The organism is Anaerophaga thermohalophila DSM 12881 (assembly GCF_000191885.1).
GTDB lineage: Bacteria > Bacteroidota > Bacteroidia > Bacteroidales > Marinilabiliaceae > Anaerophaga > Anaerophaga thermohalophila.
The window spans coordinates 1-14,135 of sequence record NZ_AEWI01000205.1 but is presented as its reverse complement, the minus strand read 5'-3'; the positions used below and the strand labels follow the sequence as shown (position 1 = coordinate 14,135).

Sequence of the window (14,135 nt, the reverse complement as noted above, 5' to 3'; positions counted from 1 at the left end):
GGTCAAAAGGCTTTTTAGACTGCACTCAAAGATGCTTTTTAGACGGGACCCATACATTTTTCAATAATTTAACCAATGATAAATCCCGGTTTCGATCGGGAATTTAGAAAAGTATAAATTATTGCGTGCGAGTTCCATTAGGTCAATAACTTAGATTAATTTTATACGGATGAAACGAGCATGGCAAAGTTTTCCACAAAAGAACATGTATAAAACTCTTACATGCGAGTTCCATCAGACCAATAACTTAGACTAAATTTATACTGATGAAAAAACAATTTGCCCTCATAGCAGCCGGCCTGGCAATAATATCAGGCTGTGCAGACAAAAACAAAACAGATATGCGTCCTGCTTTCAATGCCGAAAAAGTTAAAGTAGAAAATGGTGTACTTACCCCGGAAATATTGTGGTCATTTGGCAGAATTGGTAATATTAAAGTATCACCCGATCACAAAAAAATTCTCTACACCGTAACCTGGCCTGATATCGAAAAAAACTCCTTCAATACCGATCTTTTCATGTCGAATATAGATGGGACGGACAAAAAGCGAATTGTTCCGTCCTTCAAAAAATCATGGACACTCAGCCTTTCGTTTGGTATAAAAAAGAAAGCAACGGACGACGGGGAAAATGAAAACTTCAGCATCTCAGATGTCAACTGGCGCCCCGATGGAAAGAAAATTACTTTTATCAGCAACAAACCAGGAAGCAAACAATTGTTTGAAATGCTGCCCGACGGGAAAGAAGTCGTTCAGATAACAGACATCCCAGACGGTATTAAAGGATACAAATATGCCCCAAATATGGAACATCTGCTTATCGTCAGGGATATAAAACTGGATGAAACACCTGCCGAAAAGTACTCAGACTTACCAAAAATAAATGCTCGCATAGAGGACGATCTGATGTACAGGCATTGGGATCACTGGCACGATTACAAATACAGTCACATTTATGTTACCTCTTATAAACCCGACAAATTGATTACGGATGCAACCGACATAATGGAAGGTGAACGTTACGACACCCCGCTTCAACCATTTGGAGGAATGGAACAAATAACCTGGACACCCGACAGCCGGGGAATAGCCTATACCTGCAAAAAAATGACCGGAAAGAATTATGCGCTTTCTACCAACTCCGACATATATCTTTACAACATAGATACAAAAATCACAAAGAACCTCACGGAAGGAATGCCAGGGTACGACAAAAACCCTGTATTCTCACCCGACGGACTGCGAATGGCATGGGAAAGTATGCCACGTGACGGGTATGAAGCCGACAAAAACCGGCTGATGATAAAAGACCTGGAAACAGGGAAAGTCATTGATTACACGGCAAATCTGGATCAGGACATACACAACCCCGTCTGGAACCTGATGGGAGATGCGCTCTTCTTTATCAGTAATCACCATGCCACAGAAGACATCTACCGCATTAATCTGCCGGGTGGTGACATTCACAAAATCACCGAAGGTGTGCATAATTACACATCAGTCATTCCGGCCGGTGGTCAACTTATCGCTACCAGGATGAGCATGAACATGCCTGCAGAAATTTTTGCTGTCAATCCCATAGATGGCACAGCTGCAAATATTTCAAAAGTCAACCTGCCAATTCTCAATAAACTCACTATGGGTGAAGTGGAAAAACGCTGGATTACAACCACCGACAATAAAAAAATGCTCACATGGGTCATCTATCCACCCAATTTTGATCCCCGTAAAAAATATCCGGCACTGTTGTATTGCCAGGGAGGGCCACAAAATAGTGTCAGCCAGTTTTGGAGTTATCGGTGGAACTTTCAGATGATGGCGGCCAACGATTACATAGTAGTTGCCCCAAACCGCCGCGGCCTGCCAGGCTTTGGCCGTGAATGGACAGAGCAGATCAGCGGAGATTACGGCGGACAAAACATGCAGGATTACCTCACTGCCATTGACACACTTGCCAAAGAGCCTTTTGTTGATGAAGAAAACCTTGGGGCTGTTGGTGCAAGTTACGGCGGCTTCTCTGTTTATTGGCTCGCAGGAAATCATGACAATCGCTTCAGCGCCTTTATATCTCATTGTGGTGTATTTAACCAGGATATGATGTATACAACCACGGAAGAAATGTTTTTCGTTAACTGGGATTTAGGCGGCCCTTACTGGGAAAAACCCGATAAAAGATATGATTTCTCTCCACACCTTTTTGTTGATAAATGGGACACCCCCATATTGGTCATTCACGGTGGAAAAGATTTCAGAATCCCTTACACACAAGGGATGGCTGCCTTCAATGCGGCACAATTGCGAGGCATACCCTCCAAATTCCTGTTTTTCCCCGAAGAAAACCATTGGGTGCTTTCCCCCCAAAACGGAATTCTTTGGCAACGCGAATTCTTTGCATGGCTTAACAAATGGCTGAAGGAAGGAGAAAACTGAGTGAAATGATGAACCGGCGAAACCTTGTCATGCCCGTTTCATTTGCAAACGGCAAAATAACTAAGGCTTTGTTGTTAGTTCTCGTTCTGCCCGCATGCGACGCCGACCTACAACAACCATAAAAACAATGGAAACAGCTTTCAGAAGAAATCCACTCATTATAAGCCAGTGACCCAGGTCGATTCCGGGCATAGCACGCTTCAGATATCCTCCGCCTCCTACCATCGCTATTCCGCCAAATAACATAGCAAGGTAACGTCCGGCAGCCAGTGTGCCATTCAACAACCCGATAACCAGATAAGCCACTTTTAAACCAATTCCGGGAATAAGAATATAATGATACCACTCAAAGCCTGTCAACAGAAGTCCTATCCCCAGAAGTACCAAAGCCAGACCTGTAAATAAAAGATATTTGTAATTCAACACGAGACCATTAAATTTTAACAACCAAAAATTCTGTTTCGTCAGTTTTTATTCAACAGAAAATTAAGATTATTGTTCTAATTGTAAATATTTGAAGCATCGTGGCCTGATTAATTCATGAGTTTTAGTAATGAGATGTTCAAATATCAAGAAATAAAAGCCACGTCGGATAAAACCAGGAAAAAGAATAATGAAACGAGCATGACAAAGATTGCCTTAATAGATTATCAGATTTTTAGATATCAGAAATTTAGTCAGTAGTTTTTAGTCAGTAGCCAGTAGCCAGTAGTGTGAATTATAAACACAATATACGTCTTTGCGTTTTAGCTTTTTTTACCAACCCCTGCAACACTGCAGTTTGCCCGTATAAAGAAAAAATATTTATAGTGATGAAACGAGCATGACAAAGATTGTCACAAAAGAACATGTATAAATAAACTCAATCATGCGAGTTCCATCAGACCAATAACTTAGATTAATTATATGCTGATGAAAAACAAATATTGTCCTATTAATTATTATTTTCGAGCCGGTTTTATTGAGTACCATTGTATTTCGCCGATAGTTGGACATTGTAATAGAAAATTTATGAATAGATCAGGCCCGCTGTAATTCATTACATAGGAAAAATATAACAGTCAGAGTACGGTATAAAACGCATATTTTTGTCAAAATCAAGACGTTTTAAAATTTTGTACACGAGTTGATGAGGATTCATCAGCACAAAATTTGTCTAAATTATTGGTCTGATGAAACTCACGATGAATCGTAAGATCGGCGTTGGCCAATTTTGTTCATCCCTTTTTGAAAATTTGGCCCTCTCAAATTCATGTTCGTTTCAAAAATTTAAAATAATAACGAGTTTGGCAACAAAGATGCTTTTTAGACCTGGCTCATAATAGTTTGCTTATCTTTATCACAACCTGAAATTCCCTCCCAAATAAAAACCATCCACAGAGATTTTTGTGGAGAAGGTGATTATTTACAAACAACATATCACACAGAAACTATATGGAAAGCAGCACAATGCTAATAACCGGTGCTTCTTCGGGGATTGGAATGGAAACGGTTCGTTATTTTGCAAGGCGAGGATGGAAAGTAGCCGCCACAATGAGAAATACATCTAAGGCGGGAAAACTGGTTAATATCCCCGGTGTTGCTATATACAGGCTGGATGTAACACAACCGCACAACGTTGAAGAAACGATAAACAAAGCCTGGAATGACATGAAGGGGATAGACGTTATTGTCAATAATGCCGGATACGGCGCCATCGGTATTCTCGAAGGGGCAAATGACGAACAAATCATCAGGCAGATGGACACCAACTTTTTTGGAACATTAAGAGTCATCAGAAACGTTCTACCCTTAATGCGAAAACGCGGACGGGGCACAATCATAAACCTGTCATCCATTGCAGGCCGGATGGGGCTTCCTCTTTACTCGTTGTATCACTCAAGCAAATATGCTGTAGAAGGTTTTACCGAAAGCCTCTATTACGAAGCCCGCCCATTCAATATAAAAGTTCGCCTGATTGAACCCGGACCCATTCGTACCGAATTTAACGGCCGCTCGAAAGATGAAATTATTCCTCCCGACGATGAAAGATACATCGCCATTTCACAAAAAGTCTCCCATTTCTATAATGCAACCTTTAAATATGCTGCAGAGCCCAAAGTTGTGGCAAGTACAATTTTCAGAGCAGCCAACTCAAAAGGAAACAGACTTCGCTATCCGGCAGGATTTCAATCACACATGCTTCTTTTTTTCTACCGGATTACGCCACTGCCTGTTTTTCGACTTATTACAAGATGGTTGATCAATATTTGAAAAGAAAGGCATGATGTTAGATGATTAGATTTAAGATGATTAGATTTAAGATAATACTTATTCCAAATAAAGAGTTTTTGATTTCTTCCCATCTCCTGATCTAAATATCTAACATCAAATTATTTATTTTTGAACAACTTTACCCTTTATCAGTTAAACTTTTTTCATGAAAACTCGTCAATTTATTATGTTTTTTGCAATAGTTCTTACAGTTCAGATACTGGTCAATTTATACCTGACCGTAAGGGGATATCAGGCTCTGGAAGCACATCCCAAAATCAGACCATGGTTTATTGTTTTCATGGTGGTAGCCACATTTTCGTATATGCTTGGCCGAACTCTGGGAAAAAGCATGTACAACGCGCTTACCGTTTCGCTTGACTGGTTAGGTGCTTTCTGGTTTGCGGTGATGCTTTATGCCACGATCCAGGTTTTTGCCATCGATCTGGCCCGATTGGTTAATCTTGGCATTCCTTTTATTAAAAAAATTTCGGGAACGGATTACACAAAATTCAAATTCATTACCGGGATTGTCGTAGCAGGAATTACGTTTCTTATTGTTACAGCCGGACATATTAATGCCTGGTATCCACGCATCGTCAATATCCCGCTAACCATCAATAAAAGTGGCGGAAACATGGACAGTCTGCGCATTGTGGCTGTCAGCGATATTCACCTGGGAACCATCATCGGACCGCGAAAAACGGGCAAACTGGTAAATACGATCAACAGCCTTAAGCCGGATATTATACTGATGGCGGGGGATGTACTCGATGAAGATGTAGGCCCGGTAATTCGTCAAAACCTCGGCGATTCATTGTGTAAACTGGAAGCACCCATGGGGGTCTATGCTTGCACCGGCAATCACGAATACATTGGAGGTGTCGAACCTTCTGTCCGATATCTCGAACAACATGGAATAAAGGTATTGCGTGATACAAGTATCCTTATTAAAAATTCTTTTTATTTGATTGGAAGAGAAGATCGTTATGCCAATTTCAGATCAGACAAAAAACGAAAATCAATAGATGAATTATTGGCAGGAATTAACACTCAAAAACCTGTAATTCTTTTAGACCATCAGCCATATCAACTCGAAGAGGTGGCCAATACCGGTGTCGATCTTCAAATATCAGGACACACTCATCATGGACAGGTATGGCCCTTCGGATACATCACAGAACGAATGTTCGAAGTAAGCAGGGGCTACAAACAAAAAGGAAACACCCATTTTTATGTAAGTACGGGATTTGGCACCTGGGGCCCGCCGGTTCGCACCGGGAACAGACCCGAAGTAATGGTTTTTACCCTGAATTTTAACCCGGCTGAATAAAGCTCAACAGATCGTTAGATTTTTAGATATAAGTGATTTAGTTAGTAGTTTTTAGTCAGTAGTTTTTAGTCAGTAGTTTTTAGTTAGTAGTTTTTAGTTAGTAGCCGGTAATGTGAATTATAAACACAACATACGTCTTTGCATTTAAGCTTTTTTCCCCAACCCCGTGCAACACTACAGTTTGCCCGTATAAAGAAAGAATATTTGCAGTGATGAAACGAGCATGTCAAGGTTTGTCTCAAAAGAACATGTATAATTAACCTCTAATCATCTAAGAAACCAAAAACAGGTAACAGATTCTTCGTCGTTACCTCCTCAGAACGACAGGTGGCCCTTTGTCATTCTGAACGAAGTGAAGAATCTAAAAAAAGCAAACAGACTAAAATATGTGATTTTTATTGATGAACTCAGTCTAAAAAGCATCTTTGTTGCCCAACTCGTTGTTGTTTTAATTTTTTGCATCCTCATTAACAACAAGTTAACTCCGATACAAAAATTTAAAACGCCTGGATTTTGACAAAAATATGCTTTTTATACTGCACTCAATCATTAAACAACAATTTGAGAAAGATGATTAATTCGTGTCTGTCCTCAAAGTGCCAGTTACTGTGTTACGCTCGTCCGAAAATTACTCATTTACGATGAGTAAACTTCGTATTTTCGGACTTCGCAAGCCTTATAAATGACACTTTCTGAACAGACGCATGATAAGTAGGAAACTTTTCCTACTTTATAGACAGGTACTAATTTGTGTCTGTCTATAAAGCAGGAAAAATATGTTCTTACTTTATTGACGGGAGCTAATGGCTTTTCTTGTGGAGAAGATTTTATTAACTTAAACCCCAAATTAAGCAAACGGAAACAGGAAAACCGAATACATGGTGTTATACAAGGAACAATCATGCAGATAAAAGAAAAATTAGCACCAGATAAAATCTTAGGAACTCTTCTAAAATGGCGCATAAGACATGTCAGCAATCGCCAATTCATAATGTTTTTGAGCATCATCGTCGGCATTGCTTCCGGACTGGGGGCAGTAGCCATCAAAAACAGCGTTCATTATATCAGTGTATTGGTACAAAATGTCATTCATTCCGAAGGACCTGCCTATGTGTTCTTTATTTCTCCTTTTATCGGGATACTTTTAACGGTAATATTCATAAAATACATACTCAAACGACCTGTCCGCCACGGAATTCCAAATGTGCTCTACGCCCTTTCGAAAAGAAAGGGCCGAATCCGTCGACATAATATGTTCTCAAGCATCGTCGCAAGTGCATTGACTGTAGGTTTTGGGGGAAGTGTAGGACTTGAAGGCCCCGCTGTTGCGACCGGTGCAGCCATAGGTTCCAATGTTGGCCGCTTATTTCGACTCAATTTCAGGCAAATCACTCTGCTAGTGGGATGTGCCTCAGCAGCAGCCATGTCGGCCATTTTTAAAGCACCTATTGCAGGCATTGTTTTTGCCCTTGAAGTGATCATGCTTGATCTCACCCTCTCGGCAATTGTTCCTTTACTTATGGCTTCAGCATCGGCAGTGCTTACCTCCTATCTATTTATGGGACAACAGGTGCTTTATCCGGTAAATATTACCGAAACCTTTGTAATGGAAGATTTATTGTTCTACATCGTTCTGGGAATCATTACCGGATTTGTAGCTGTCTATTTTACAAAAGTATACCTATACATTGAACGGATATTTCTACGTATGAAGAAAGCATCCACCCGGCTGATTGCTGGCGGGGCAATGTTAGGTGTTTTACTTTTCTTTTTTCCGTCATTATACGGCGAGGGGTATGACATCATCAACACAGCCCTGAGCGGGGATGCTTCTTTTATTTATGACCAGGAGTTATTCTCCAACCTTCAGTATTTCTGGCCGGTTACCGTTGTTTTAATGTTGATGGTGATAGGACTCAAAGTTGTGGCAACATCCATCACATTTGGTAGTGGTGGTGTGGGCGGAATTTTTGCTCCAACCCTGTTTATGGGCGCCAATACCGGACTTCTCTTTGCCTTTGTAGCTAACCAGATAGGATTTCACGGCCTGTCGGAACAGAATTTTGCGCTGGTGGGTATGGGAGGACTCATTGCAGGTGTTTTACAGGCTCCATTGACCGGCTTATTCCTCATCGCTGACGTAACAGGAGGTTACAAACTTTTTCTCCCGCTCATGATAACCGCTACCATCTCTTTTGCCACCGCCAAATCGTTTGTCAAAAACTCGGTCTACACACACCAGCTTGCCCGCCGGAAAGAGCTTCTCACCCACGATAAGGACCAGGTGGCATTAACTTTAATGGATGTTACGAAGCTTATAGAAACCGATTTCTCAAAAATATCGCCCGAAGCCACACTGGGAGACCTTGTCAAAGTAGTTTCAAAAGCTCACCGTAACCTGTTTCCGGTTGTCGATGATAAAGGAATGCTTCATGGCATGATAAAGATGGACGATATAAGAGATATACTATTCAAACCCGAACTTTATGATACTGTAAAGGTGAAAGACATCATGTATATGCCTGAATATTATATCAGTCCTGACGACAGCATGGAAGACCTGGTAGAAATGTTCAGGAAATCGGGACGATTCAATATCGCGGTCATCGACAAGGGCAAATATCTTGGCTTCATATCACGAGCCCAGGCATTTACAGCTTATCGGAATTTTGTAAAACGATTTTCGGGAGAGTATTAGGGGCGGGAGTTCCGGGCCCCTAAATCCCCAAAGAGGACTTTGGGATTTGAGTTCCGGATTGGGGGTCAATTTACTCAAATAATCCCTCATCCCTGATAAGCATTAAAATAGCAGATTGGGATACAATAACATACTGCTGATTATTGAATTCTATTTCGAAACCACTATTTTGTAGATAAATGGCCAAATCGCCTTCTTTGGGTTGAAGTGGCACGTAACGAACATTTTCATTTTTCGATTTCCAGGGTTCATCTTCCTCTGCAATAGCAGGGATAGGATAACCCGGACCAACTTTGATCACATACCCCGAATGAACTTTCTCTTTTTCCTGCACATTGGGTGGAAGGAAAAGCCCCGACTTGGTTCGTTTTTCTGGCGTTTTGGGCTGAATAAGAACACGATCGCCAACCATGATAAATTTATTCAGGTCTTTTTCGTCAATTCCAAAAATCATTTTTTTTGCTGCAAATATAAAAATAATCACAGTTAAAACTCTATTTTTGGAGTTGCCTAATCAGAAAGACCATTGCCAATGTTTAAAAAAGTTCCCCATACTTACGTTATTGTTTTTTCTTTAATTGTTATCGCAGCTATTGCCACGTGGTTTGTGCCTGGAGGTGAGTATGTCCCGGCAGGAGAAGTTCCTGAAGATGGTTCTGCACCGGGGGTTGTTTTTGAACGAGTTGAGAGCCAGCCACAAACCTGGCAGGTTTTTTCGGCTCTTTTCGAAGGCTTTGAAAAGCAATCGGGTATTATTGTTTTTATTCTGATGATTGGTGGCGCATTCTGGATTTTGAATGACAGTAAGGCCATTGACATCGGCATTTTATCTTTCCTTAATTTCACCCGCAAGCTGGATAAATACAAAGCCATCAGGGTAATTGGCGCTAACAATTTGATCATCGTGATGATTATGCTCATGTTTTCGGTTTTTGGCGCAGTATTTGGCATGAGCGAAGAAACCATCGCTTTTGTGGTGATACTCGTTCCGCTGGCTATTTCGATGGGCTATGACAGTATTATGGGCGTAGCCATGGTGTTTGTAGCCGCCGGACTGGGATTTGCCGGCGCCGTGTTGAATCCGTTCACCATCGGAATAGCCCAGGGATTAGCCGGACTTCCTCTTTTCAGCGGTTTTGAATACCGTTTGTTTTGCTGGGTTGTTATTAATATTGTGGGTATATCATTCGTATTGTGGTATGGGACCCGTATAAAAAAAGATCCTGCAAGATCGCCGGTTTATGAAGAAGACCACCATTGGCGGCATGAAATAAGTGAAAACAGTACAGCTATAAATCATCCAACATACAAAGCATCGTGGGTGGTATACTTTTTAATACTAACCGCACTCATACTCTTTTCGGTACAGTGGCCTTCAACAACCCTGAAAATAGGAGGAGGCGAAGGCATTACCGGCTGGTTTCTTCCCGCACTTACAGGACTTTTTGCTATTGTGGGATTCAGCGCTTTAAGAAAATCGTCACCAGCCTTTGTCCTTGTCATTTTAGGTTTCACCATATTGTTTCTAATCATCGGCGTTATGGGATTTGGCTGGTACATCATGGAAATTGCCACCCTGTTTTTCGCTATGGGCATTTTATCGGGGATAGCAATGAACAATAGTGCCGACCGCATCACTCACCTGTTTCTGGAAGGCGCAAAAGACATCATGTCGGCCGCTTTGATCGTTGGTCTTGCGGGCGGCATTATCGTAATACTTGAAAACGGAAAAATTGTACATACCATTCTCCATGCAATGGCAGGAGGCATGAAAGACCTGGGAAATATTGCTTCGGTTAATGTTATGTACGTCATTCAAACATTAATAAATATCATTATTCCCAGTGGTTCGGCCAAGGCTGCACTTACCATGCCTATCATGGCCCCGTTCAGTGATCTTATTGGTCTGTCACGACAAGCCACTGTTATGGCCTTTCAGTTTGGCGACGGCTTCACCAACCTTATTACCCCCACATCCGGAGTACTTATTGGTGTACTGGGAGTAGCCCGAATTCCCTACGTGAAATGGGCGAAGTGGATAGGACCACTCATTACGATATTGATTATTCTTGGATTCTTACTTCTTATCCCTACCGTAACAATGAATTTAAATGGTTTTTAATGTTGATAAATGTTTAGATGTCAGATTTGACAGGCGTATATGATGATTCGTATTAAACTTCAAAAAGACTTTCGAAAACAAACAATTAGAAAGAGTCAGCTATTGGCCGTTAATGGCTTAACAGACTATTGCAATGTGGTATTATTTATAAAATTCACGATACTGAATGATTAAAATTTCTTTCCCTGATCCTGTTGTTTTTGTTACAGGTTTGTTAATATTGCAAAAAGACAATTCTTTATGGCACGTCCCGAAAAAGTTCTCAAATATTGCCCCAGCTGCGGTTCAGGGCTTTTCAAGCCCGATTCGCCAAAATCATTTCATTGTAGCAGTTGCGGTTTTAAATTTTTCATTAACAGTGCTGCTGCAGTTGCTGCCATTATTGAAAATGATACCGGAGAAATATTACTAACAGTGAGAGGTGTAGAACCGGCTGTTGGCGCACTTGACCTGCCGGGTGGCTTCGTTGACCCAATGGAAAGCGGTGAAGAAGCATTAAAACGAGAAGTAAAAGAAGAACTGAATCTGGATATATCAGAAATGCATTATCTGATTAGCTATCCAAATGAATACATCTATAATGGTTACTCGGTTTTTACGACCGATTACGGATATGCCTGCAAAGTAAAGCACTTTGACAGCATAAAAGTAGCCGATGACATAGCCGATTTTCAGTTTTTCAATCCAAAGGAAATTGATTTTAATAAAATCAGCAGCAATTCAATTAAGAAAATATTGAAATTCTACATTGGCGGCAAATAATGACAAACGAATTAACAATACTCACCTGGAGCGCAGCAAGCATTGGTTTCGTACATACCATTCTGGGACCCGACCATTACCTGCCGTTTATTATGATAGGACAGGCGCGTAAATGGAATCTCTCTAAAACTTTGATTTTAACAGCCGTGTGTGGTATTGCCCACGTTTTGAGCAGCGTATTAATCGGGATTGCCGGTATTATCATAGGCATGCAGGTTCAGAAACTAACGTGGATTGAAGAAATAAGAGGAAATCTTGCTGCATGGGGACTTATTGCTTTCGGTCTCGCTTATGCTGTATGGGGGCTGAGACATTACTTCAAGCATAAAAACCTAAAAGCAAAAAATGATAATTCAGTCAATTCTACCAGGACTACTCCCTGGATGCTTTTTATCATATTCATACTTGGCCCCTGCGAACCATTAATCCCAATATTGATGTATCCGGCTGCTCATTATAGCGTACAAGCTCTAATAATGGTTACAACAGTTTTTGCCGTAGTTACTATTGGAACGATGCTAATAACCGTATGGGCTGCCTTTTCAGGGCTGTCTCAATTAAACATGCATAAATTACAACCCTATTCACATTTTCTTGCCGGCATCATTATCTTTGCGTCTGGAATATCCATACAATTTTTAGGACTCTAAAGCAGCTCTTATGCCACAGAAAACCGATCTGACCGGATTCTGGCGTTTCCGTGAAGAATTTGACACGGGCGAAGATGTTGGTGAAGCCAGACTGTTTCAAAAAGGCAAAAATCTGTCGGGTCATTTAGTATTCAAAGAGATAATTCCTGGCGACCCTGCCATGTTTGTCAGAACCAAACTAACAGGAAAAATTGAAAACAGGAAGGTTTATCTCAACGAAACTTCAGTTATTGTTTTATCTGAGGGCAAAGAAGATTATGTGCCCGAAGAAAGGAAAGGTCTGCTCAATGCCTTGGGACAGATTGTCGGTTCCGGTGAAGACCAACAAGGCGTTCACGGGGTGTTTGTGCTGGAACGTATTTTTTAATTCAAGTTTTGAGTGCAGTCTAAAAAGCATCTTTGTCGCCAAACTCGTTGTTGTTTTAAATTTTTAAATCCTCATTAACAATAAGTTAACTCCCACTGGTGCGGATTACCAGAATTACTGCCTTCGATACTCTCAAGAAATGTTTGAAGACCAAAACGTTCATTATCAACTCATGAATAATTTTGATGTTGAATTTTAAAAGGGAGAAATATTAACTTTTCAGTATTTCTTTAAAAGCTTTGTTAAATATATCTTCCAGCGTTTCAGACAGTATTTCTTCTTCCTCTTCCGATTCTTCAACCGAGTCATCTTTTTGTGAATCCCAGTATTTCAGGTGCCAGTCGCCGTTCTCAAATTCAAGTGCAGTCATATTATCCACCCAGTCGCCCGAGTTAAGATAAGTGATCGCACCTGCCGGTGATTTGATACGCTTCTTTGCCGGCCTGTGAATATGACCGCAAATCACATAATGATACCCTTTTCTAATTCCAAGTCGTGAGACCATACTTTCGAAGTTGGAAACAGTATCTTTCTTTCCTCCTTTCACCTTGTCTTTTATCTTTCCCGCCAATGAGATCGGACTTCCGCCAAAAAAGACCAAAAAGGAATTAACCAGCTTGTTTATTCCGGCCAGGATGCCATATCCGGCCGAGCCCATCTTGGCAAGCCATTTAGAATGATGCATCACCACATCAAAAACATCGCCGTGAAATATCCATGTCAACGTTCCTTCAATATTCAGGACTATCTTATTGTCTATCTGGAAATGTCCAAAATCAATTCCGGTAAAGCGTCGACCTACCTCATCATGATTGCCGGGAATAAAAATGATCTTTGTTCCTTTCTCAGCCATCTTAAAAAAATAACGAATAACTCTAATGTGAGAGGTAGGGAAATAGCGCCGGGAGAACCGCCACACATCGATGATATCACCATTTAGAACTAAAATTTCGGGCTGTATGGTTTTTAAATAGGAATAAAGTTCATTGGCTTTACTATTGAAAGTTCCGAGGTGGACATCGGAAACGACTACAGCTTTTAGTGGTCTTTTTGCATTCATACATCTGACTTATACTAACAAATATATAAAACTTTAGGCATGAAAAGACCATTAGGCATTAACGATTTCTATATCGCTAAATAAGTGTTGTTTATGAATTCTTTAGTTTAAACAAGCAATCTGTAAGATTCTCCTGTTTGACTTATTTCTTTTTCTTCAGTTCACCACCACTTTTTGGGAAACAGTTCCCGCAGTTGTATCAAAAATTATAAAATTTCTAAAAAATCACTGGAAAGAGTTAATAATTCGTTATTCGTTCTCTCAACAGTTGAGCACTCAAAAGGAAGGTAAAAAAACACCAAGAACCAGTATGAAAAGGAAAATGAACTCATCTGCTACAATGACTTATAAGCACCAAGAATCCTATCCACCAAATCTCCTTTGGCAGGATCAATTTGTATGCGTCCCGGTTCTGCTTCAAACCATCGGATCGTTCGCTTAATGCCTTCGCTAAAGGGTAT

The 14,135-nt window shown here is 40.7% G+C and carries 11 protein-coding genes; 8 read left to right on the top strand and 3 right to left on the bottom strand.

Annotated elements, in window-relative coordinates; all coding sequences use genetic code 11:
• The first annotated feature begins 266 nt into the window (after nucleotides 1-266).
• Nucleotides 267-2,429 carry a dipeptidyl-peptidase Dpp5 gene (gene dpp5 / locus ATH1_RS0117915; RefSeq protein WP_010419686.1) on the top strand — a complete coding sequence of 721 codons (2,163 nt, stop codon included), beginning with the start codon at nucleotides 267-269 and terminating at the stop codon, nucleotides 2,427-2,429.
• A 60-nt stretch (nucleotides 2,430-2,489) separates the two neighbouring features.
• On the opposite strand, the gene ATH1_RS0117910 is transcribed toward dpp5, so the two are convergent.
• Nucleotides 2,490-2,855, bottom strand: a complete 366-nt coding sequence (locus ATH1_RS0117910) for a hypothetical protein (RefSeq protein WP_139035300.1) — start codon at nucleotides 2,853-2,855, stop codon at nucleotides 2,490-2,492.
• Between the two features lie 1,008 nt (nucleotides 2,856-3,863).
• On the opposite strand from ATH1_RS0117910, the gene ATH1_RS0117900 reads away from it, so the two are divergent.
• From ATH1_RS0117900 to ATH1_RS0117885, 3 genes are all read left to right on the top strand, one after another.
• On the top strand, nucleotides 3,864-4,682 hold the full coding sequence (locus tag ATH1_RS0117900) for an SDR family oxidoreductase (RefSeq protein ID WP_010419692.1): 819 nt from the start codon (nucleotides 3,864-3,866) through the stop codon (nucleotides 4,680-4,682).
• Between the two features lie 187 nt (nucleotides 4,683-4,869).
• Nucleotides 4,870-6,015, top strand: a complete 1,146-nt coding sequence (locus tag ATH1_RS0117895; RefSeq protein WP_010419694.1) for a metallophosphoesterase — start codon at nucleotides 4,870-4,872, stop codon at nucleotides 6,013-6,015.
• 901 nt (nucleotides 6,016-6,916) lie between these two features.
• Entirely contained in the window at nucleotides 6,917-8,713 is a 1,797-nt protein-coding gene (locus ATH1_RS0117885; RefSeq protein ID WP_044115052.1) for a chloride channel protein, read from the top strand.
• A gap of 70 nt (nucleotides 8,714-8,783) precedes the next feature.
• On the opposite strand, the gene ATH1_RS0117880 is transcribed toward ATH1_RS0117885, so the two are convergent.
• Nucleotides 8,784-9,167 carry a co-chaperone GroES gene (locus ATH1_RS0117880; protein WP_029164013.1) on the bottom strand — a complete coding sequence of 128 codons (384 nt, stop codon included), beginning with the start codon at nucleotides 9,165-9,167 and terminating at the stop codon, nucleotides 8,784-8,786.
• Nucleotides 9,168-9,245: 78 nt separating this feature from the next.
• On the opposite strand from ATH1_RS0117880, the gene ATH1_RS0117875 reads away from it, so the two are divergent.
• The 4 genes from ATH1_RS0117875 (at nucleotide 9,246) to ATH1_RS0117860 (ending at nucleotide 12,614) form a co-directional block, all read left to right on the top strand.
• The gene (locus ATH1_RS0117875) at nucleotides 9,246-10,835 is read left to right on the top strand and encodes a YfcC family protein (RefSeq protein ID WP_010419701.1); all 1,590 of its coding nucleotides are present in this window, start codon (nucleotides 9,246-9,248) and stop codon (nucleotides 10,833-10,835) included.
• A 240-nt stretch (nucleotides 10,836-11,075) separates the two neighbouring features.
• The gene (locus ATH1_RS0117870) at nucleotides 11,076-11,597 is read left to right on the top strand and encodes an NUDIX hydrolase (protein ID WP_010419704.1); all 522 of its coding nucleotides are present in this window, start codon (nucleotides 11,076-11,078) and stop codon (nucleotides 11,595-11,597) included.
• On the top strand, nucleotides 11,597-12,247 hold the full coding sequence (locus ATH1_RS0117865) for a sulfite exporter TauE/SafE family protein (protein ID WP_010419707.1): 651 nt from the start codon (nucleotides 11,597-11,599) through the stop codon (nucleotides 12,245-12,247). The genes ATH1_RS0117870 and ATH1_RS0117865 overlap by 1 nt, the downstream gene beginning before the upstream one ends.
• Before the next feature lie 10 nt (nucleotides 12,248-12,257).
• Nucleotides 12,258-12,614, top strand: coding sequence for a hypothetical protein (locus ATH1_RS0117860; RefSeq protein WP_010419709.1), 357 nt, complete (start codon nucleotides 12,258-12,260; stop codon nucleotides 12,612-12,614).
• 211 nt (nucleotides 12,615-12,825) lie between these two features.
• On the opposite strand, the gene ATH1_RS0117855 is transcribed toward ATH1_RS0117860, so the two are convergent.
• Nucleotides 12,826-13,674: a UDP-2,3-diacylglucosamine diphosphatase gene (locus ATH1_RS0117855; protein ID WP_010419712.1), complete on the bottom strand. Its 849-nt coding sequence runs from the start codon at nucleotides 13,672-13,674 to the stop codon at nucleotides 12,826-12,828.
• Between the last annotated feature and the right edge of the window lie 461 nt (nucleotides 13,675-14,135).

Bases quoted from the DNA above. Each gene is read 5' to 3' on its own strand.
- ATH1_RS0117865 (WP_010419707.1), top strand. From the start codon at position 11,597: ATGACAAACGAATTAACAATACTCACCTGGAGCGCAGCAAGCATTGGT.
- ATH1_RS0117860 (WP_010419709.1), top strand. From the start codon at position 12,258: ATGCCACAGAAAACCGATCTGACCGGATTCTGGCGTTTCCGTGAAGAA.
- ATH1_RS0117885 (WP_044115052.1), top strand. From the start codon at position 6,917: ATGCAGATAAAAGAAAAATTAGCACCAGATAAAATCTTAGGAACTCTT.
- ATH1_RS0117880 (WP_029164013.1), bottom strand. From the start codon at position 9,167: ATGATTTTTGGAATTGACGAAAAAGACCTGAATAAATTTATCATGGTT.
- ATH1_RS0117855 (WP_010419712.1), bottom strand. From the start codon at position 13,674: ATGAATGCAAAAAGACCACTAAAAGCTGTAGTCGTTTCCGATGTCCAC.
- ATH1_RS0117900 (WP_010419692.1), top strand. From the start codon at position 3,864: ATGGAAAGCAGCACAATGCTAATAACCGGTGCTTCTTCGGGGATTGGA.
- ATH1_RS0117870 (WP_010419704.1), top strand. From the start codon at position 11,076: ATGGCACGTCCCGAAAAAGTTCTCAAATATTGCCCCAGCTGCGGTTCA.
- ATH1_RS0117875 (WP_010419701.1), top strand. From the start codon at position 9,246: ATGTTTAAAAAAGTTCCCCATACTTACGTTATTGTTTTTTCTTTAATT.
- ATH1_RS0117895 (WP_010419694.1), top strand. From the start codon at position 4,870: ATGTTTTTTGCAATAGTTCTTACAGTTCAGATACTGGTCAATTTATAC.
- dpp5 (WP_010419686.1), top strand. From the start codon at position 267: ATGAAAAAACAATTTGCCCTCATAGCAGCCGGCCTGGCAATAATATCA.